This window comes from Nocardia sp. JW2 (genome assembly GCF_051843015.1).
GTDB lineage: Bacteria > Actinomycetota > Actinomycetes > Mycobacteriales > Mycobacteriaceae > Nocardia > Nocardia coubleae.
In genome coordinates, this window is the sequence record NZ_JBPXLK010000006.1 from 178,052 (window position 1) to 199,656 (window position 21,605).

The 21,605-nt window shown below is 68.2% G+C and carries 5 protein-coding genes; 2 read left to right on the forward strand and 3 right to left on the reverse strand.

The features are described from left to right. Positions 1-139: 139 nt before the first annotated feature. On the forward strand, positions 140-589 hold the full coding sequence (locus ACSVDM_RS11820) for an endonuclease VII domain-containing protein (RefSeq protein ID WP_439264810.1): 450 nt from the start codon (positions 140-142) through the stop codon (positions 587-589). A gap of 46 nt (positions 590-635) precedes the next feature. Here ACSVDM_RS11820 and ACSVDM_RS11825 read toward each other — a convergent pair whose 3' ends face one another. Next, complete coding sequence (locus ACSVDM_RS11825) at positions 636-872, reverse strand: DUF1272 domain-containing protein (protein ID WP_439264674.1); 237 nt, start codon at positions 870-872, stop codon at positions 636-638. A 77-nt stretch (positions 873-949) separates the two neighbouring features. Between ACSVDM_RS11825 and ACSVDM_RS11830 the strand changes: the two genes are divergently transcribed. After that, on the forward strand, positions 950-1,540 hold the full coding sequence (locus ACSVDM_RS11830) for a TetR/AcrR family transcriptional regulator (RefSeq protein ID WP_439264675.1): 591 nt from the start codon (positions 950-952) through the stop codon (positions 1,538-1,540). A gap of 32 nt (positions 1,541-1,572) precedes the next feature. On the opposite strand, the gene ACSVDM_RS11835 is transcribed toward ACSVDM_RS11830, so the two are convergent. Together ACSVDM_RS11835 and ACSVDM_RS11840 are read right to left on the reverse strand one after the other, a co-directional pair. Next, the gene (locus ACSVDM_RS11835; protein WP_439264677.1) at positions 1,573-2,730 is read right to left on the reverse strand and encodes an epoxide hydrolase family protein; all 1,158 of its coding nucleotides are present in this window, start codon (positions 2,728-2,730) and stop codon (positions 1,573-1,575) included. 25 nt (positions 2,731-2,755) lie between these two features. Further along, a complete protein-coding gene (locus tag ACSVDM_RS11840; protein WP_439264679.1) occupies positions 2,756-20,800 on the reverse strand; it encodes an amino acid adenylation domain-containing protein in 18,045 nt (6,014 codons plus the stop codon). Between the last annotated feature and the right edge of the window lie 805 nt (positions 20,801-21,605).

Here is a 21,605-nt window from a genome sequence, read left to right on the forward strand (position 1 = left end):
GCCAAGTTGCATACGCTGCCACAAAGTTCGCGAAACCCCTACCGACCGCCCCGGTTAAAACGCCGATAATGCACACTATGTCAAGTAACATGAATGTCGGTATCTCCTGGCAAACTCTCGGTTCATGGCCGATGACCTGATGTGCAACCTGGTGTGCAATGCCGAGAATGGCTGTGGCGCAGAGAAACCGCGCCAGCGATTCGCTCGGTCTACGGCCGGGAATGCACTCTGCCAGGCTTGTTATCAGCGTGCGCGTCGAGCCCTCCAGCTGCCTACCGAGGCGCGCCGGGCGAATCTGTGGGCGAAGTATCGCATTACCCCAGAACGATATGACGAGCTCCGGGTACTCCAGCAGTTTCGGTGCGCGATCTGCGCGTCACCGGAATCCGATATTGATACCGCAAGGGTCGGCGGTCGTCCCCGGCGCGATGGAAAAGCGCTCGTGAAGTCCCCGTTAGCGGTGGATCACGACCATCGCACAGGCGCCGTCCGAGGCCTGCTGTGCTCGTTGTGCAATGCGGGGCTGGGTGCATTCGGTGACGACCCGGTCCGTTTGGCTGCGGCGATCGAATATCTGCGCTCACGGTGAAGGTCTGCAGATAGTGCACCTGCGGAGACGAGAACTCATTCACGACTCATGGCCCGCTCCCCCAGATCTTGCGGCGCAGCCGGGCCGGTGCTCGGCGTGCGATCTCGGCGGCTCCGGTGGTGCGCCGCGGCCGCCGAACCAACTCCCCCGCGCAGTTCGGGCACACTCCGTGGTCTGCCGCGCAGGTTGAGCAGTATGTGCATTCATAACTGCAGATGAACGCCTCGGCGTCGTCGCGCAACGGTGCCGAGCAGGTCTCGCAGGTGGACTTCATCTTCAGCATCACGGCCACTCCCTCGGTTTCACATACAAACTGTATGTCACATACAATGTGTATGTCATTGGATGAGAGAAGGCAAGATGGCAACGGTTCGCGAGGCAGGTGCGGCACGGACTCGGGCGACGTTGATCGCCGTCGGTACCGCGCTGTTCGCCGAGCACGGCTTCGCCGAGGTGACGACCGCGCAGGTGTGTGCGGCCGCCGGTGTCACGCGGGGAGCGCTGTATCACCACTTCGGCAGCATGGTCGGGCTGATGGAGGCCTGCTTCGCGGCGGTCGATCACGGCGTGGTCGACACGCTGTCGGCGCATGCGGCGACAGGTTCGCCGGTCGAACGGGTTCGTGCGGTCAGCCACGCTTTCGTCGATCAGCTGGCCGACGAGACCGTCCGGCAGATCCTCTTCGTGGAAGCGCCCGCCGCCCTCGGGTGGGCGCGCTGGCGCGAAATCGACGGCGGACGCTCCCTGGGACTGGTCAAGAATCTGCTCGTCGCGGCACACGAACAGGGCGAACTACTCCCCCGGCACAACCCGAAAGTGCTCGCACACCTGCTGCTGGGTGGGCTCAACGAGCTCGCGATGTTCGTCGCCGCGTCACGCTCGCGCGAAACGGCGATGGCTGCCGCACACACCGAGCTGGACGCGGTCCTCGACGGCATGTTCACGCGATGACTCGGTCGATCCGGCCCGATGCGCTCGCACGGTCATCGATCAGCAGCCAGCACTGTCGCGAGCCCTTCCTGTAGGTCCTTGACGAAGTACTCCGGAACCTCGAGCGAGGGGAAGTGTCCCCCGGTCTCGGGCGTCGTCCAGCGAACGATCTGCCGGTACCTTTGCTCCGCCCATGGTCGCGGGCACTTCTCGATGTCGGCCGGATACATCGTGATCGCCGACGGGACGTCCACGCGAAGATCCGGGTCGAGGGAGGCGTGGCTTTCGTAGTAGATGCGGGCTGCCGAGGCGCCGGTTCGGGTCAGCCAGTAGAGGGTGACGTCGTCGAGGACGCGGTCCATGGGTATCGCTTCGAAGGGGCTGTCGTCGGTGTCGGACCACTCGGCGAACTTGTCGAGAATCCAGGCCAGCAGCCCGACCGGGGAATCGACGAGGGAGTAGCCGATGGTCTGTGGTCGGGTCGCCTGCTGTTTGGCGTAGGCGGCGCGGTACTGCCAGAAGTCGCGGGTTTCCTCGGTCCACTTGCGTTCGATCGACGTCAGTCCGTCTGTTGTCAGCCCGGGCGGTGCTTCGGCGAACAGGGTGTGGATGCCGAGAACACGGTCCGGGAACCTGCCGGCGAGCACCGTGGTGATATTGCCGCCCCAGTCGCCACCGTGCGCCAGGAACCGGCGGTAGCCGAGCCTGCCCATCAGCTCTACCCATGCGGCGGCGATCTTTTCGGTTCCCCACCCGGTGGTGGTCGGTTTGTCGCTGTAGCCGAAGCCCGGCAGAGAGGGGGCGACGACATGGAATGCCGGTGCGGCGGCATCTTTCGGGTCGGCCAGTTCGTCGACAATGTCGGTGAATTCGGCGACGCTGCCGGGCCAGCCGTGCGTCATGATCAGCGGTGTGGCGTCCGTGCGCGGGGATCGGCGGTGCAGGAAGTGGATGCCGAGCTCGTCGATGGTCATGCGGAACTGGCCGATCTGGTGGAGGCGCTCTTCGAACGAGCGCCAGTCGTATCCGCTGCGCCAGTAGCGCACCACCTCGACGAGGTCGGCGCGCGGAACGCCCTGATCCCACCGGCGCGGGTCGGGTCCCGGCCGGTAGACCGTCTCCGCTTCCGGCAACCGCGCCGCGGCCAATCGTGCGCGCAGGTCGTCGAGTTCGGCGTCGGTCGCGCGGGATTCGAATGCTTGTACGTCCATGCGTACCGGGTTACCCGATTTCCGCTCAGCCGCTCTGCCCGGCGACCTCCCGATCGAGTTGTTCGTTGAGGACACCGGCGATGCGGGCCAGGACCGCGGGTTCGGTCATTGCCAGGTGGGTGGCGTCGATGTCGATATCGGTGATGTGCCCGCGCACACTCGGTGCCCATCCCCGATGACCGGTCGCGTCGTCGCGTCGTTCGCCGGTGGCGGTGAAATACAGCATGTCGCAGTCGATTACCGGTGGTCGCCAGTCGGCGGCGGCCCGGATCGATTCGTTGTACGCATCGGTCATGTGCTGGATGAGGGCGGCGTCGATACCGAGCCGCTCCCCCAGTTTCTGTTCGATCAGGGCGGCGGCTTCCTCGGCGGTGGCGTCGGTGGGGACGAAATCGATACCCATGACCGGGCCGAGGTTGGCGACCAGTTCACCGGCCGTCACGGTGGTGACGGCGGTGGGATCGAATCCGTCGGCTTCGGCGTCGAGCAGGGCCAGTAGCGCGACTTGTTCTCCGGCGGCGCGTATTTCGGCGGCGATGGCGTGGGCGATCTGGCCGCCCAGTGACCAGCCGAGCAGGTGGTAGGGGCCGTGCGGCTGGATGGCGCGGATTTCGTCGAGGTAGCGGCGGGCGGTGTCTTCGATGGTCGCGGACCCTGGTTCGCCGCTCAGTTGTGGTGCCTGGATTCCGTAGATGGGTCGGTCCTCGGTCAGGTATTCGTCGAGCGGGCGGTAGCACCAGGCCAGGCCGGAGGCTGGGTGGACGCAGAACAGTGGGGGTTGTGTTCCGGTGGTGCGGATGGGGAGCACGACATCGAATCCGGGTGTTGTCGGTTCGGTGGTGGTGTGTCCGGTGCGCATTCCGGTTTCGATGCGTCTGGCGAGGTCGGTGGGGCGCGGGTCGGACAGGATCCAGCTGACGGGCACCTCGTAGTCGAGTTCCTTGCGCAGTTCGCTGACCACCTGCACCGACTTGAGGGAGTTGCCGCCGAGGGCGTAGAAGTCGTCGTCGGCGCCGACGCGGGCCATGCCGAGGACGTGCTCGTAGACCCGGGCGACCTCGCCTTCGAGCCAGGATTCCGGTTCCCGGAACTCCCCCACGTCGAATACCGGTTCCGGTAGGTGTTTGCGGTCGAGTTTGCCGGAGTCGGTCAGCGGCACGGTGTCGAGCACCATGACCGTGGTCGGCACCATGTAGTCGGGGAGTTCGGCGGCGGCGTGGGCGATGACGGCGTCGGTGTCGAGGTCGTGGCCTGCCGCGGGCATCAGGTAGGCGACGAGCCGGTCGCCGGTGCCGGAGGTGTGGACGGCGGCGATCGCGCGGGCGACGGTGGGGTGCTCGGCGAGGACAGCTTCGATCTCGCCGAGTTCGATGCGCAGGCCGCGCAGTTTCACCTGGAAGTCGGTGCGGCCCAGGTATTCCAGTTCGCCGGTGCGCAGGCGGCGGGCACGGTCGCCGGTGCGGTACATGCGCCGGCCCGCGGTGAACGGGTCGGGGACGAATCGTTCCGCGGTGAGGCCGGGGCGGGCGTGGTAGCCGTGGGCGATCTGGTTGCCGGCGAGGTACAGGTCCCCCGCTACCCCGGGCGGGACCGGGCGCAGGCGGGTGTCGAGGATGTGGGCGCGGACGTTCCACACCGGTGTGCCCATGGGGATGCTGCCGGTGTCGCCGTGGGTGACGTGGTGGGCGGTGGCGTGCACGGCGAATTCGGTGGGGCCGTAGAGATTGTGCAGTTCGGTGTGGGGCATGGCGCGGCGCGCGGCCGACACCACGTCGGCGCCGAACGCTTCGCCGCCGACCAGCAAGGCGCGCACCGACTCCAGGGAGCTCGCGGGGGCGGCGTCGGCGAAGGCCGCGAGCATGGACGGGACGAAGGAGGTGACGGTGACCTGCCGGTCGGCGATGGTGTCGGCCAGGTAGGCGGGGTCGGTGTGTCCGTCGGGTCGGGCGATCACCAGGCGGGCGCCGACGGCGAGGGTGGCGAACAGTTCCCAGACCGACACGTCGAAGGTGGCGGGGGTCTTCTGCAGGACGGTGTCGGCTGTGCTGAGCCGGTAGGTGTCGATGATCCAGTGGAGCTGGTTGAGGACCGCCCTGTGCGGTACGGCAACACCTTTGGGCCGCCCGGTGGATCCTGAGGTGAACAGGACGTACGCGATGTTGTCGGGTCGTAGTGGGGCGCGGCGGTCGGTGTCGGTGACGGGGGTGTCGTCGTAGCCGGTGAGGTCGATTCCGTCGAGGGAGGTGAGTTCGAGGACGGGTGCTGCGGTGGTGAGCATGTAGTCGATGCGGTCGGCGGGGTGGGCGGGGTCGATGGGGACGTATCCCCCGCCGGCGGCGTGGACGGCGTAGACGGCGGTGACCTGGTCGAGGGATCGGGGCATGCGTAGCGCGACGAGGGTGTCGGGGCCGACACCTCGGGCGATGAGCCAACGGGCGAGCCGGTTGACGCGTGCGGCGAATTCGGCGTAGGTGAGGGTTTCGGGGCCGGATTCGACGGCGGGCCGGTCGGCGTGGGTGTGTGCGGCGTGGGTGAACAGGCTTGCGAGGGTTTCGTGGGGGTCGAGGGGGTGTTCGGTGTGGTTCCACCGGTGCAGGAGGGCGTCGCGTTCGCCGGTGTCGAGGAGGTCGACGTCGTGGATCTGGCGGGTGGGGTCGGTGGCGAGTGCGCGCAGGATCCGTTGCAGGCGCTCGGCGATGGTGGTGGCGGTGGCCGGGTCGAACAGGTCGGTGGCGTAGGTGATCGTGCCGTTCATTCCGGTGGGTGCGCCGGTGCTGTCGTGGGTGTCGGAGACGGTGATCTGGAGGTCGAACAGGGAGGTCGCGGTGTCGGCTTCGACGGCGGAGGCGGTGAGGCCGGGTAGTCGGAAGTCGGTGGTGGTGTGGTTCTGGAAGGCGAGCATCACCTGGAACAGGGGATGGTGGGCGTGGGAGCGGACGGGGTTGAGTTCTTGGACGAGCCGTTCGAACGGGACGTCGGCGTGGCCGAATGCGGCGAGGTCGTCGCTTCGGACGTGTTCGAGGAGTTCGGTGAAGGTCATGTGGTCGGTGAGGTGGGTGCGCAGGACGAGGGTGTTGACGAACATGCCGACGAGGTCGTCGAGTTCGGGTTCGCCGCGACCGGCGTAGGGCGTGCCGATGGCGATGTCGTCGGTGGCGGCGAGGCGGCCGAGAGTGGCGGCGAGGGCGGCGTGGAACACCATGAACAGGGTGCTGTTGTGGGCGCGCGCGACCTTTTCCAGGGCGGTGTGCAGGTCGGCGTCGACGGTGAGTTCGACGTTGCCACCGGTGTAGGTCTGGATCGGTGGCCGCGGACGGTCGGTGGGAAGTTCGAGCAGCGGCGGTAGATCGGCGAGTCGCGCGGTCCAGTAGTCGATTTGCGCGCGCAGCAGCGAGTCGGGTTCGTGTGCGGCGCCCAGGACGGTGTGCTGCCAGATGGCGTAGTCGGCGTACTGGACCGGTAGCGGTGTCCAGGTGGGTGGGTGGCCGTCGACTCGGGCCTGGTAGGCGGTCATCATGTCGCGGGCCAGTGGGGCGAGGGAGGATCCGTCGCCGCAGATGTGGTGCAGGACCACGGCAAGCACCCAGGTGTCGGGACCGGTGTCGTAGAGCCTGGCCCGCAACGGGATTTCGGTCGTGACGTCGAATGCGGTGCCCAGGAGTGCGGCGAGCGCGGCGGGCAACGCGCTGTCGTCGATCGGGACGGGGTGCAGGGGTGGCGTGGCGAGGTGGGCCGGTAGGACGACCTGTGCTGGCTCGCCGTCGATGTGCGGGTACCGGGTGCGCAGGACTTCGTGCCGGTCGACGACGTCGGTGAGGGCGCGGTGCAGGGCGTCGGTGTCGAGGTGGCCGGTGAGGCGGATGACGATGGGGATGCTGTAGGCGGCCGAATCGGGTTCGAACCGGTTGAGGAACCACATGCGCTGCTGCGCGTAGGACAGCGGGATGTGCCGCGGCCGGGGTTGTGGGGTGAGCGCCACTCGTCCGGTGTCGGCGTGGGATTCGGCGCGGGCGGCGAGTTTGGCGACGGTCGGTGCGTCGAAGATCATCGCGACCGGCACGGTGGCGTCGAGGGCCGCGCCGATGCGGGCGGCGACGCGGGTGGCGACGAGACTGTTGCCGCCGAGTTCGAAGAAGTCGTCGTCGGCGCCGACGGCACGGTCGAGGCCGAGCACTTCGGTGAAGACGCCCGCCACGATCTCCTCGACCGGTGAGGAGGGAGCACGGAACTGCTTGGTCTGCAGGACGGGTTCGGGGAGAGCTTTGCGGTCGAGTTTGCCGTTGGGTGAGAGCGGGATCCGGTCGAGGACTATGATCGCGGCGGGCACCATGTAGGCGGGCAGGGTGTCGGTGAGTGCGGTGGTGAGGGTGTCGACGGAGATTTCGGCACCGGGTGCCGCGACCACATAGGACACCAGCGTGACGGGGCCGGTGCCTTCGCGGCGTGGGATGGTGACGGCGTAGGCGATGTCGGGGCGGGCGCCGAGGGCGGTGTCGATCTCGCCGAGTTCGACGCGGAAGCCGCGCACCTTCACCTGGAAGTCGTTGCGTCCCAGGAATTCCAGGTCACCACGGGTGTTCCAGCGGACGAGGTCGCCGGTGCGGTACATGCGGCTGCCGAGTTCGGCGTAGGGGCAGGCGGTGAATCGGTCGGCGTTGGTTGCGGCGCGGTTGAGGTAGCCGCGGGCCAGGGCTGGTCCGGCCAGATACAGTTCGCCGCTGACACCGACCGGTGCGGGCCGGAGCCGGTCGTCGAGGACCAGCGCCTGGATGCCGGGCAGCGGGGTGCCGATGGTGGGTCGTTCGCCGGGGCGGATCGGTTGGGTGGAGGTGGCGAGCATGGTGGTTTCGGTGGGCCCGTAGAGGACCCGGAATTCGCGGGTGCCCGCGCGGTCGCTGCCTGCCCACCGGTTGATGAGGTCGGCGGGGACCTCGTCGCCGCCGGACACGATGTGCTGGAGGTCGTCGAGTCCGGTGGGGTCGACGGAGGCGAGGGCGGCGGGGGTGACGAAGGCGTGGGTGATGCGGTGGGCGCGCAGGAATTCGGCCAGTTCGCCGCCGCCGTAGATGTCGGTGGGGGCGATGACGAGGGTGGCGGCGCGGCCGGTGGCGAGCAGAATTTCCAGGAGCGAGGCGTCGAAGGACGGTGAGGCGAAGTGCAGGACGCGATCGCTGGTGCGGGGCGGGGTGCCGAGGCGTTGTCCGGCGACGAAGTCGGCGATTCCGGTGTGGGTGATCGCGACGCCCTTGGGGCGGCCGGTGGATCCTGAGGTGAACACGATGTAGGCGACGTTGGTGGCGTGGAGTGGCCGGAGCCGGTCGGTGTCGGTGACGGGTACGGTGGATTCGCCGGCCGGTTCAGGGGTTTCGGAGTCGAGCAGGATCCAGTCGACGGTGCCGGGAAGTTGGGGTCGTGCGCCGGCCAGGGTGACGCCGAGGGTGGCGCGCGAGTCGGTGACCATCTGTTCGATGCGGCCGACCGGGTAGCGGGGATCCACCGGGACGTAGGGGGCACCGGTCTTGACGACCGCCCACCAGGCGACGACTTCGTCGGCGGTGCGGCCGGTGGCGACGAGCACGGGATGTTCGGGCCCGGCGCCGTGGCGGATCAACCGCCGTGCCAGCTGGTTGGAACGGGTGTCGAGTTCGCGGTAGGTGAGTTCGGTGTCGCCGGAGACCACGGCGATGCCGGTGGGATTGTCGTTGACCGCGGCGGCGAAAACGTCCGGTAGCAGAGCCGGGGGCCGGGGGCCGGCCGGGCGCGGCCCGACCCGGGTCGAGAGGTTGTGGTGTTCGGTGTCGTCGAGCCAGCCGAGATCGCCGACGGCTTCGGTGGGGTCGGTGGTGACGGCTTCGAGGACACGGAGCAGTCGCGTGCGGAATACGCGGGCGGTGGTTTCGTCGAACAGGTCGCGGGCGAAGGTGAGCGTTCCGGAGAGCCCGCGCGCTGCTCCCCCGTCGTCGTAGGAGTCGGCGAGGATCAGTTGCAGGTCGAATTGGGACAGGCCCGTATCGATATCGGCGCGGGAGACGGTGACACCGGGCAGCTCGACGTCGGTACCGGACAGGCTCTGGAAGGCGAGCATCACCTGGAACAGCGGATGCCGATCGGCGGCGCGTTGCGGATTGAGTTCCTCCACAACCCGTTCGAACGGCACATCGCCGTGTTCGAAGGCGGCCAGGTCGGTGTCGCGGGCGCGGGTGAGCAGTTCGGTGAACGGTTCACCGGTGTCGACAGCGGTGCGCAGGGCGAGGGTGTTGACGAACATGCCGACCAGATCCTCGAGGCCGGGTTCGCCCCGGCCCGCGACGGGGGTGCCGATCACGACGTCGTCGCTGCCGCTGAGGCGTCCCAGGACGGCGGCGAGGGCGGCGTGCATCACCATGAACAGTGAGGAACCGCGACTGTGGGCGAGTTCGCGCAGCCGGGTGTGCAGACCGGCGCCGATGTCGACGGGGATGCGGCCACCGGCCAGCGAGGCGACGGGTGGGCGGGGGCGGTCGGTAGGAAGATCGAGCCGGTCGGGGGCGTCGGCGAGGGTTTCCCGCCAGAACCGCAGCTGGGTGGACAGCAGCGATTCGGGGTCGTCGGCGGCGCCGAGGACTTCCCGCTGCCACAGTGCGTAGTCGGCGTATTGGACGGGTAGGGGCTGCCAGTGGGGTGCGTGCCCGCCGACCCGGGCCGCATAGGCGGTGACGACATCGCGGGCCAGTGGGCTCATGGATTGCCCGTCGCCCGCGATGTGGTGGACGACGAGGGCGAGCAGGTATTCGCCGGTGCCCAGATCGAACAGTCCGATGCGGAGCGGGACCTCGGAGGTGACGTCGAATCCGTTGCGCACGAACGTATTCACGGTATCGGCGAGGGTTGTGGTGTCGACGGGAATGGTGTGCAGAGCAGGGTCGGGTTCGGCCAGCACCAGCTGACGAGGTTCACCCGCGGTCTCGGGATAGACGGTGCGCAGTACTTCGTGGCGGGCGATGACGTCGATGAGGGCGCGGCGCAAGGCGTCGGTGTCGAGTTCGCCGGTGAGCCGCAGCATGACGGGAATGTTGTACGCGGCGGATTCCGGTTCGAACCGGTTGAGGAACCACATGCGTTGCTGGGCCAGTGACAGCGGCAGGGGTTCGGGGTGCGGGCGCGCGGTGAGCGGGATCCGTTCGCCGGTGCGCAGAGTGGTGGTGTGGCGGGCGAGGGCGGCGACGGTTGGTGCCTCGAACAGGGCACGCACCGGTACCCGCACACCGAGCGCGGCACCGACCCGGGCGACCACCAGCGAGGCGCTGAGTGAATCGCCGCCGAGGGCGAAGAAGTGGTCGTCGGCGCCGATTCGGTGCACACCGAGGACTTGGGCGTATGCGGCGGCGACGAGTTCTTCCGGCCAGGAGGTGGGGGCTCGGTATTCGCGGGCGGCGAATAGGGGTTCGGGTAGGCGGTCCCGGTCGAGTTTGCCGTGGGCGGTGAGTGGTACGTCGTCCAGGATCATGATGGCGGCGGGCACCATGTAGGTGGGCAGCGCGTCGGCGAGGGCGGCGGTGAGGGACTCGACCGAGACGTCCGCTCCCGGTGCGGGCACCACATAGGACACCAGGCGTGCCGGTCCCCCGTGGTCGGTGTGTGCGAGGGTGGTCGCGAAGGTGATGTCGGGGCGGCCCGTGAGCGAGGCGTCGATTTCGCCGAGTTCGACACGTGAGCCGCGGACTTTCACCTGGAAGTCGTTGCGGCCCACGAATTCCAGGTCACCGTCGGCGTTGCGGCGGACGAGATCGCCGGTGCGGTACATGCGGGTGCCACCGTTACCGAACGGGCAGGCGATGAACCGGGCGGCGGTGAGTCCGGGCCGGTCGATATAGCCTTCGGCCAGCCCCGGACCGAACAGGTACAACTCACCCGCCACGCCCTGCGGGACGGGTCGCAGCCAGCTGTCGAGGACGGTGGCGGCGACCGGGCCGACGGGGCGGCCGATACCGATGGGCGCGTCGGCGGACAGTTCGGATGCCGTTGCCCAGATGGTGGTTTCGCTGGGGCCGTAGAGATTGAGCATGGTGCGACCCGGCGCCCACCGTTGGACCAGTTCCCGTCCGACCGGTTCCCCGGCCGTCGCCAGGACCCGCAACGTGGTGAGGTCGTCGGCGGGGACGGTGGCCAGCGCGGACGGGGTGATCACCGCGTGCGAAATGTGTTCGCGGCGAACGAGCTCGGCCAGTTCACGGCCGCCGTACACGTCCGGTGGTGCGATGACGAGCCGTGCACCCGATCCGTGTGCCATGAGCAGTTCGAACAGGTTGGCGTCGAAACTGGGAGACGCGACCTGCAGGACCGTGGCCTGGTCGTCGACATGCAGTGTCCGGTGTTGTGCCGCGACCAGGTCGGTGAGGGCCCGGTGGCAGACCAGGACGCCTTTGGGGGTGCCGGTGGAACCGGAGGTGTAGATGACGTAGGCACTGTGATCGGGTTGCACACCGGGGGTGGTGAGCGGTTCCGGCGATTCGGCGGCCACGCCGCGACGGGTGTGTTCGTCGTCGACGATCAGCCAGTCCGTGCCGTCGGGCAGTTTCGAGGCGGTAGCTGCATCGGTGATGCCGAGCGGTGCCCCGGAGTCCGACAGCAGGAATTCGATCCGTCCGGCGGGCAGGTTCGGGTCGATCGGAAGGAACGCCGTCCCCGCTTTGGCGGCCGCCCACAGGGCCACGACGCCGGTGAGTGAGCGTGGGAGCGCGAGGGCGGTGATCCGGCCGGGCCGGGCACCGCGACGCAGCAGGGCGCGGGCGAGACGGTTGGACTGTTCGTCGAGTTCACGGTAGGTGAGGGATGCCGCACCGCACTGCGCGGCGACGGCACCAGGGGTGCGGGCGGCGGTGGCGGTGAGGATGCCCGCGAGGGTGTTCGGCGTGTGGTGGGCGGTGTCCGGGTGGGCGGGAGCCGGTACGCCGGGAAGTGCTAGCGCACCGAGCCGGGTGGCTGGGTCAAGGGCGATGCGGGTGAGGACGTCCACGAACCGGGTGAGGATGTGGTCGGCGTGGGTGCTGTCGAATTCGTCGGTCAGGAAGCGGAGCGTGATCCGAAGGCCCGAGGAACCTGCTGGGGCGGGTGCGACGACCAGGCTCAGCGGGAACGGGGTGGCGTCGACGCCGGAGATCTCGCCGGCGCGCAGGCCCGCGGAATCGACGAGTCGTTGCAAGGCGGGGCGGTCGACGGGGAACGACTGGAATGTGACCGCGGTGTCGAACAATTCGGTGACGCCGACGCTGCGATGGATTTCGGGGAGCCCGATGTAGTGGTGGTCGAGCATGCGGGCATGCTGCTCCTGGACCCGCACGAGCAGGTCGCGCAGTGTCTGGGCGGGCTCGAGCCGGACCCGGACCGGGATGGTGTTGAGGAACATGCCAAGCGTGCGCTCCACCTGTGGCAGTTCCGGTGGCCGGCCCGACACCGCCGAGCCGAAGACGACATCGGTTTCGCCGGTGAGGACGCGCAGGTTCAGCGCCCAGGCCGCGGCGATCGTGGTACTGACGGTGACGGCCGCGTCGGCGGCGACACCACGCAGCTCGCGGTACAGGTCGGCGGGCAGGTCGGTGATCACCTCGGCGGCGTTGCCCGAGATGCCTGCGCCGCGGGCGACGCGGGTCGGGGAATCCACGTCCGCGAATTCCCGCGCCCAAGCTGATTTGGACGCGGCGGGGTCCTGGTGCTGTAGCCAGGTCAGGTAGTCACGGTAGGAAGGCGCGGGTCCGATGGTGCCGATTTTCTCGGGGGCACCGTAGTTTTCGAGCAGTTCGCCCATGAGCAGCGGCATCGACCAGCCGTCCAGGATCACGTGGTGATCGGTGACCAGCAGCCGATACACACCGGATTCGAGGCGGATCAGGGTGAACCGGATCAGCGGCGGTGCGGACAGGTCGAAACCGGCTGCGGCGTCGGCGGCGGCGATGTCGGTGGCGGTGCGTGGGTCCTGTCCGCCGGTCAGGTCGATTTCGCGGAAGTCGGTGTCGGCGTGGTCGAGCACGATCTGGTGTGGTCCGGCGGCGGTTTCGGCGAATCCGGCGCGCAGGATGTCGTGGCGGTCGATCAGGGCCTGGGTGGCTCGGCGCAGGCGTTCGGCGTCGATCTCACCGGTGAAGTCGATAGACGTCTGGACGGTGTAGTTGTCCGTGTCGGCGGTGAAGGTGGAGTGGAAGTGGATACCCGATTGCATCGGCGACAGCGGCCAGACGTCGGCCAGGCCCGGATACTGTTGCCGCAGTGCGGTGATCGCGTCATCGTCGAGGGTGACGAGTGGTCCCGAGGTGTCGTCGGTGCCCGTTACGGAGGTGTCGCGGCGAGCGGTGGCGGCGAGCGCGGCCACCGTTTTCCCTTCGAACACCTCGCGTGGGGTGAGGGCGAGCCCGGCGGCCCGGGCGAGCGCGACCAGGCGCATGGAGACGATGCTGTCGCCGCCGAGGGTGAAGAAGTTGCTGTCGGCGGACACCCTGTCCAGGTTCAGGACCTGCGCGAACAGCTCCGCCATGGTGTGTTCGGCGGGCGTTGCGGGGGCGCGTCCGGCGGTGTCGGGTGCGTTGAGTTCGTGCTGTCGCAGCGCTTTACGGTCGATCTTGCCCGTGGGGGTCACCGGCATTTCGTCGAGCTCCATGATCGCCGTGGGGTGCATGTAGTGGGCGAGGGTGCGGTCGAGGTGGTCGTGCAGTTGGGTCGTGTCGAAGCTTTTGCCCGGCGCGCCGACGACGAAGGACACCAGGATCGGTTCACCGGTCGGGCCGGTGCGGGTGACGGTGGCGGCGCTCGCCACTGCGGGATGGCGGGCGAGCTGGGTGTCGATCTCCCCCGGTTCGATGCGCAGGCCGTGGATCTTGACCTGTTGATCGTTGCGGCCCAGGTATTCCAGTTCCAGCCCGGTGCGTCCGCGAATCCAGCGCACGGAATCGCCTGTGCGGTACAGGCGTTCGCCACCGCCGGTGGCGATGAAACGGGAGGCGGTGGTCGCGGGCCTGGCGAAATAGCCGCGCGCCAGACCTGGACCACCGACATACAACTCCCCCGCGACCCCGACTGGTACCGGCCGCAACCACATATCGAGGACCGCGACGGAGACGCCGTGGACGGGACCACCGATCGTCACCGGCTCACCCGGGTGCAGGGCGGCGGAACCGGTTGCCCAGATCGTGGTTTCGGTCGGTCCGTAATGGTTCATCAATCGTCGGCCGGGCGCCCACCGCTGCACGGTGTCCGCACCGGTGGCTTCACCGACCACCGCGATCGCGGTGAGGTCCGGTACTCGCGCCGGGTCGAGGGTGTTCAGCACCGACGGGGTGATGATGGCGTGGGTGACCTGTGCGGTGCGCAGCAGTTCGGTGAGGTCCGCGCCGCCGTACACATCCGGGGGTGCGATCAGCAGGCAGGCACCGTTGCCGTGGGCCAGCAGCAGTTCCGAGACGCTGGCGTCGAAACCCGGTGAGGCGACCTGCAAGACCGTGGAGGTGCAGTCCGCGCCGAAGGCCTCGGTGTGCGCGGCGACCAGGTCGGCCAGACCGCGGTGGGTCACCTGCACCGCTTTCGGGGTGCCGGTCGAACCGGAGGTGAAGATCAGGTAGGCGGTGCTGTCGGGTGCTATCGGCCGGGAAGGTGCCGGCGCAGTGTGAGGCGTGGGGGCGTCGTCGAGGGTCAGCCAGTCCACGGTGCCGGGTAGGTGCGCGGCGACGGGAGCGGTCGTAATACCCAGGCTCGTGCCCGAATCGGCCAGCATCCCGGCGATGCGTTCGCCGGGATTGGCCGGATCGAGCGGAATGAACGCGGCACCGGTTTCGGAGACCGCCCAGATCGCGACGACCAGGTCGATCGACCGAGGCAGCGCCAGGGCGACGAACGTTTCGAGACGCGCACCGCGAGCGACGAGCACGCTCGCGAGTTCACCCGCCCGCTGCCGCAGCTCACGGTAGGTGACAGTGATGTCGCCGGATCGGACGGCGGCGGCATCGGGATACCGGTGAGCGGTCGCGGCGAGAATCTCGTGCAGGGTTCGTTCGGGCACGGCGGGCGCACCTGTGGCAGGCACCGGTTCGCCGGGCCCAGGGGTGACAGCGGCAGTGCGGATGGCGGGCTCGGTGACCAGCTGGGTCAGGATCCGTTCGAATCGTGTGAGCAGGGTGGCGGCCTGATCGGTGTCGAACCGGTCGGTGGCGTAGCGCAGGGTGAGCGTGTAGGTGCCCGCGTCGTCGCCGGTGGGACGCGGCGGAGTGACCTGCAGGCTCAACGGGAACGGGGTGGCGTCCTGGGCGTCGAGATCGATCAGCCGCAGCCCGGCCGCATCGAGATCGCGGGCCAGCCCCTCCCGGTCCAGCGGATAGGACTCGAGCACCGTGACGGTGTCGAACATGTCCGCGATCCCGGTGGCGCGCTGCAGTTCCGCCAAACCGATATGGCGGTGCTCGAGCATCGCGGCCTGCTCGGATTGCACCCGGATCAGCAGGTCGCCGACGCTTTCGTGGGGATCGAGGCGCACCCGCACCGGCAGGGTGTTGATGAACAGGCCCACCATGTGTTCCACGCCGAGAAGCTGCGGCGGACGGTGCGACACCGTATTGCCGAACACCACATCGGAACGTCCGGTGAGAGCCGTGAGCAGCAGCGCCCACGCCACCTCGACGGTGGTGCCGGCGGTGACACCGTGGGAGCGGCCGAGATCGAGGACCGCGGCGGCGGTAGCGGCATCGAGGTCGGACCCGACCTCACCACTGGCCGCACCACCCGTACGGTCCGGGCGGCCCGAGACCCGGGTGGGGTTGTCCACCCCGTCCAGCATCCGCTGCCAGGCGGCCGTGGCGGCGGCATCGTCCTGGGAGTGCAACCACTGCAGGTAGTCCCGGAACGATCGCGGAGCCGGGAGCTCACCGGCATCGCCGCCGGTGTACAACACGAGGAGCTGGTGGATCAGCAACGGCATGGACCAGCCGTCCAGCACCAGATGATGGTCGGTGATCAGCAGCCGATACTCGCCGACACCGGTGCGCAACAGCTGGAAGCGCAGCAGCGGCGGGCGGGCGGGATCGAACGGTGCGGTCGCTTCGGTGGTGAGGCGATGGATCTCGCGGTCACGTCCGGCGGGGTCGTGGGCGCTGAGATCGGCTTCGCGCCAATCGGCCCGGACACTGTGCAGCACGATCTGGCGGGGACCGTCGGCGGTTTCGACGAAGGCGGTGCGCAGGCTGTCGTGGCGGTCGATGAGGGTTTGGGCGGCCTGGCGCATGCGCTGGGCGTCGACCTCACCGGCGAGGGTCAGTGATGCCTGCACGATGTAGCTGTCGTCGCCGTCGCGGTCGTAGAGGGTGTGGAACAGCAGCCCGGTTTGCAGCGCGGTCAGCGGCCACACATCGGTCATCGCCGGGAACTCCCGCGCCCAACCATCGATATCGGTCTGCGAGACCGTGACCAGCGGGAAATCGGACGGGGTGAAACCACCTGCGTTTTCGGTGCGCAGATGCGCGGCCAGACTGTGCAGCGCCCGCACCCACAGATCGGCCAGTTCGGACACCTCGTCGGCGTCCATGATGCCGGTCGCGTACTCCCAGGTGGCCTCGAGCTCGAGCCCGTCGGGGCCGGGCACCGCGATCGCGTTCACATCCACGATCGCGGGCAACGACATCCGACGATCGGTCGTCGCGGTGAGCGAGGTGAATTCGGTGGTGGGTGTCCACGCCCCCGAGTGGTCGCCGACACCCACCCGCCCCAGATAGTTGAAACTGATCTGGGGCTCCGACGCGGTCCCGAGCTCGGCACTACCCACGGGGTCGAGATAACGCAGCATGCCGTAACCGATCCCGTTGTCCGGGACCGCGCGTAATTGTTCCTTCACCTGTTTGATCGCCGCCCCCGCTGCGGGGCCGCCGGTGAAGGCATCATCGAGATCGACGCCGGACAGGTCGAGCCGGACCGGGAATCGAGTGGTGAACCAGCCGACGGTGGCGCTCAGATCCGCACCCGGCACCGCCTGTTCCTCGCGGCCGTGCCCTTCCAGTGAAATCAGTTCCGTCCCCGCGGAGTCACCGCGGCGGGCCCGCCACCGTGCCGTGGCCAGGGCCAGCGCCGCCAACAGCGGATCGTTGGCGCTGCCGTGGAACCGGGCCGGGATGCCGGTGAGGACGGCGTCGGTGATGTCCGCGGGAAGACGCAACCGAATCCGGTCGGCGGTGGCCATGACATCGCGTTCGGGGTCCAGTAGCCGTGACCCGAGCAGCCGGTTTCCCTCGGCGAGAACGGTTTTCCAGCGTTCCAGTTCCGCCGGGCGTCGCGCGGCGGCCTGTTCGGTCAGCCCGTGGACCCAGCTGCGCACCGAGGTTGTTCCTGTGCCGGGCTGCGGGTCCTCGCCGGTGGATACCTGTAGCCAGGTGCGGGCCAGGTCGGTGAGCAGGATCCGCCACGACACCGCGTCGACGGCGAGGTGATGGACCACCAGCCACAGCAGGTCCGGTCCCGCGCCGGTGCCGTCCTGGACCCGGACAGCCTGCACAAGGACGCCGGCGGCGGGGTCGAGACGGTCGGCGGCCTGCTGTAGGTGCCGGTCGACTTCGGCGGAGTCGCGGTGACGCAGCGTCACGTGGGTGATGACGGAGTCGGCATCGATGGTTCCGGGGGCAGGCACTTCGAGGCGGTGCTCGTCGGAGTCATCGACACGCAGGACGGCGCGCAGCATGTCGTGACGATCCAGCAGGGCCTGCAGGGCGCGTGCCAGATGTGCCGGGTCGAGCCGGTCGGGTAGTTCGACGAGGGTGGCCTGCGCGAACCGGTCGTAATGCCCGCGACCGAGCATGGCGTGCACGATCGGTGACAGCGGAATCGGTCCGACGCCACCGCCGGGGAGCTCGCGCAACTGCGGTGCGCCACCGGCCTCGGCGGCCATGGCGGCCAGCCCCGCGACGGTCTTGTGCTCGAATACGTCCTGTGTGGAGAAACCCAGCCCGACGGCTTTCGCACGCGCCACCAGCTGGATCGAGAGGATGCTGTCACCACCGAGGGCGAAGAAGCTGTCGTCGGCACCGACCTGGGGGACACCGAGGATCTCGCTGAACAGGCCGGCCATCAGGATCTCACGGTCCGTTTCCGGGTCACGCCCGGCCGGAACCGCCCCGAATTCCGGTTCCGGCAGCGCGCTGCGATCGAGTTTGCCGAACGCGTTCACCGGCAGCTGGTCCAGCGGCACGATCACCGCCGGAACCATGTGCGGCGGCAGCGATTCGCGAGCGAACAGTTGCAGCTGCGCGGGATCCACGCGGTGATCCTCGACGGGGACGACGTAGGAGGCCAGGACGGTGGTACCGGCATTGTTGTGCACGGGGACGGTCACCGACAGGTCGACATCCGGATGGGCGGTGAGAGCGGCGTCGATCTCGGCCGGTTCGATCCGGTAGCCACGGATCTTCACCTGGAAATCGCTGCGGCCCAGCAGTTCCAGCGAAACCTCCGAATCCTGCGCGACCCAGCGGGCCAGATCGCCGGTGCGATACATGCGCTGCCCCGGATCGCCGTAGGGGTCGGCGACGAAACGGGCCGCGGTGTCGGCGAAGCGCCGGTTGTAGCCGCGGGCCAGGCCGGGCCCGGCCAGATACAGTTCGCCCGCCGTGCCGACCGGCACCGGCTGCAGGCCACGGTCCAGCACCATCGCCGCCACACCACGGACGGGGCCACCGACGGTGATGTCGTGGCCGGGGCGGATCCGTGCGCCCGCGGCGGTCACCGTGGCCTCGGTCGGCCCGTATTCGTTGACCATCGCGCAGTGCCGTGACCAGCGGTCGATCACATGCGGCGGGCATACGTCACCCCCCACCACCACCACCCGCAGCTCGGTCAGCGGATGCGGGTCGACGGTCGCCAGCATCGCCGGCGTCAACGTCAGATGGGTGACGTGCTCATCGGCCAGCAGTCGGGTGAGCCGGTCACCGCCGATCACCTCCGGCGGCACGACCACCAGCGTGGCCGCGTTGGCGAAACAGGTCAGGAACTGTTCGAAGGAGGCGTCGAAAGCCGGTGAGAGGGCATAGGACACCCGCGATCGCGGGCTCAGCGCGTAGGCGTCGCTGCGGTCGGCGACCAGATTCGCCAGGCCACGGTGGGTCACCTGCACACCCTTGGGCACACCGGTGGAACCGGAGGTGTAGGTGAGGTAGGCGAGGTCGCCGACGTGCAACGGGCGGACGCGGTCGGCGTCGGTGACCGGTTCGTCGCCGCTGTCGGCGCAGGCGTCGCGGATCGCGGGATCGTCGAGGACCAGCGCGGGCGCGCTACTCGGCAGCCGGTCCCGTACGGCGTCGAGCGTGGCGACCACTCGGGCACCACTGTCGGCGATGATGTGCTCGATGCGCTTCGCCGGATAGTCCGGATCGATCTGCACGATCGCGGCCCCGGACTTCGCGACCGCCCACGCCGCGACGACCGCCTCGGCCGAACGGCGCATGGCGATCGCCACCGCTGTCCCCGGCCCGCAACCGCGACCGATCAGGTACCGGGCGAGCCGGGTGGAGCGGGTATGCAACTCGCGATAGGTCAGTGTCGTGGTGGCCGCGGCGACGGCGGTAGCGGCCGGGTCGTGGTGTGCCCCGGCGGTGAGGATATCGGGAAGTAGCCGGTCACCGACGGTTTCCGGTCCACGCACGGGTAGCAGCACGGCCCGTTCCGCCGGTTCCAGTAGCGGCAGGGTGCTGACGGGTTGTTCCGGCCCGCCGGTGAGAAATTCGTCGAGGAACCGCAGGAACCGGGCGTGGTGAGCGGCGAGTTCGTCGTCGCTGTAGACGCTCGGGTTGCCCTGGAAATCGATGTGGGTGCTGTCGCGGCCCGCGCCGGGATAGATATTGACGAACAGGTCCGACGTGGGCCCCGAGGTCAGCACATGCAGCCGGCCGACGGTGGCACCGAGCACGATCTCGTTGCTCACCATCATCAGGTTGATCGCCGGCCCGAACGACGCGGTTTCGTCGCGGGCGATCCCCATATCGCGGAAGATGTCCTCCTGCCGGTACCGCTGCCGCCGCAGCGCGCTGGTCAGCTCGCTCTGCACCGCGGCGATCACCGCACCCGTCCCGTTTCCGGCGACGGGCACCCGCAGCGGCACCACATTGGCGACCATCCCGCCGGACCGTCGCAGCACCGCGGAATGGCGACCCGAGACCGGCAGACTCAGCAACACTTCGTCGCTGCCGGTCATCCGGGCAAGGTAGGCGGCGAACGCGGCGACGATCACCGGTGTGACGCTGGTGCCGCGGTCGGCGACGACCCGGTCGAGCTGTCGAGCGGTGTGGTCGGGCAGGGTCGCGCTGACGAGCGTCGGGTGAATGGTCGGTGTGCCGCCGTGGCCCGCGAGGCCGACGACAGGTGGGGCGCCGTCGAGGTGCTCGGTCCAGTAGTCACGGTCGTTGTCGAACCGTGTCGAACCCCGGTACGCCAGGTCCTGGTCCACGATTTCGCTCAGGTCCTTCGCGGTGGACGCCGGGGCCTGCTCGCCCGACACCCCCGCGTTGTACAGCTCGACGATCCGCTGCATCATCGTGACCGCAGCGAAACCGTCGAGCACGATATGGTGAGCGCGCTGATACCACAGGTAGTGGTCGTTACCGGTTTGGAAGACAACGCATTTCATCAGCCGGTCGGTGCGCAGATCCAATGGGGCGGAATAGTCGCGAACCATGAGGTCGTGGGCGGTGGCCACCGGGTCGTCGTCCCCGCGTAGGTCGAGCACCGACACCGGCGAGGGCAGGTCTTCGTCGACGACCTGATACGGCTCACCGTCGACCTCGACCAGCCGCACGTGCGCGCATCCGAACTCGCGCCCGGCGGTTTTACAGGCGGCGACGAGCCCATCGATGTCGACGGGCCCGTCGATCTCGACATACTGTGCCACCGAAATCGGGGATTCGCGGGCAAGATGCTGCGCGAACCAGATCCCACGCTGCGCCGCGGACAGCGGCAGGACATCGTGAGGTCGCGGACCGGAACCGTTGCCATTGCCATTGTGTGGATGCGCGCCGTTGCCCGGCGCGGAAACAGACTGCTCCCAGCTGCTGTCCAAATGGTGCTTCGACTGGGTCATGTGGACCTCCGTGTATTGCGTCATTCCAGGAGCAGGCCGACAAACCGGACCGTCCCTGCCCCCGCAAAACATGCGGCACCACCGGAAATGAAAGCGAATTCAGCAAAATGACATGGCAGACCGACCGCAGCGAATGCGGTGCGCAATTACTCTGGCTTTCGGCAGTGGTGAATTGACTGGCTAACCTGTAATAGATCACCTTCGAATAATTGTTAACGATTCATGCAAGCTACTGTCGCGAATATTGATTTCCCGGGTCGCGGGCGTGAAACGCGCGGCCGACCCGTCGACGCGGCAGAGGCGCGCAGGTCACAGCAGTGTCTCGACCCTTGACAAGCAGGAAGTGAACGGGGGTGGAAGTCATTTGGCAGCACCGGATCGCCTTCTGGGACATGGTGTGCCCAGATCCCAGCGTGTTCCAGGATGATCCGACGACCACACTGTCGCCGAATACGCGCTATGGATTCCCCACAACCCCGACAATTGGAGGATTCAACCGTTTCGCCCGATATGCCGGTTGCGGCATTTTCGGACCGGCAGTTGCCGGGACCTTCTCGCATCCTGGCAACCAGCTCAGAAAGCCATAATAAGCAAGTTTAGACACGCGGCGCAATGGGTATCGACGCCTTCTGTGTTGTGCGCCGCCGTGGTGCTGGTTGAAAGCGCAAGGCAATGCCCAGGACTCGTGAATATTCGCCTCGTCCGGTGCCGATAAACGAGCGGTCGGATTCGGCCGTTACCGATCCTGCCGCCCGGCTGGTCCGCCCCACCACCCAGAGCAGCGACATCCGACTTGTGTCCTCGG

Bases quoted from the DNA above. Each gene is read 5' to 3' on its own strand.
- ACSVDM_RS11820 (WP_439264810.1), top strand. From the start codon at position 140: ATGTGCAACCTGGTGTGCAATGCCGAGAATGGCTGTGGCGCAGAGAAA.
- ACSVDM_RS11825 (WP_439264674.1), bottom strand. From the start codon at position 872: ATGCTGAAGATGAAGTCCACCTGCGAGACCTGCTCGGCACCGTTGCGC.
- ACSVDM_RS11830 (WP_439264675.1), top strand. From the start codon at position 950: ATGGCAACGGTTCGCGAGGCAGGTGCGGCACGGACTCGGGCGACGTTG.
- ACSVDM_RS11835 (WP_439264677.1), bottom strand. From the start codon at position 2,730: ATGGACGTACAAGCATTCGAATCCCGCGCGACCGACGCCGAACTCGAC.
- ACSVDM_RS11840 (WP_439264679.1), bottom strand. From the start codon at position 20,800: ATGACCCAGTCGAAGCACCATTTGGACAGCAGCTGGGAGCAGTCTGTT.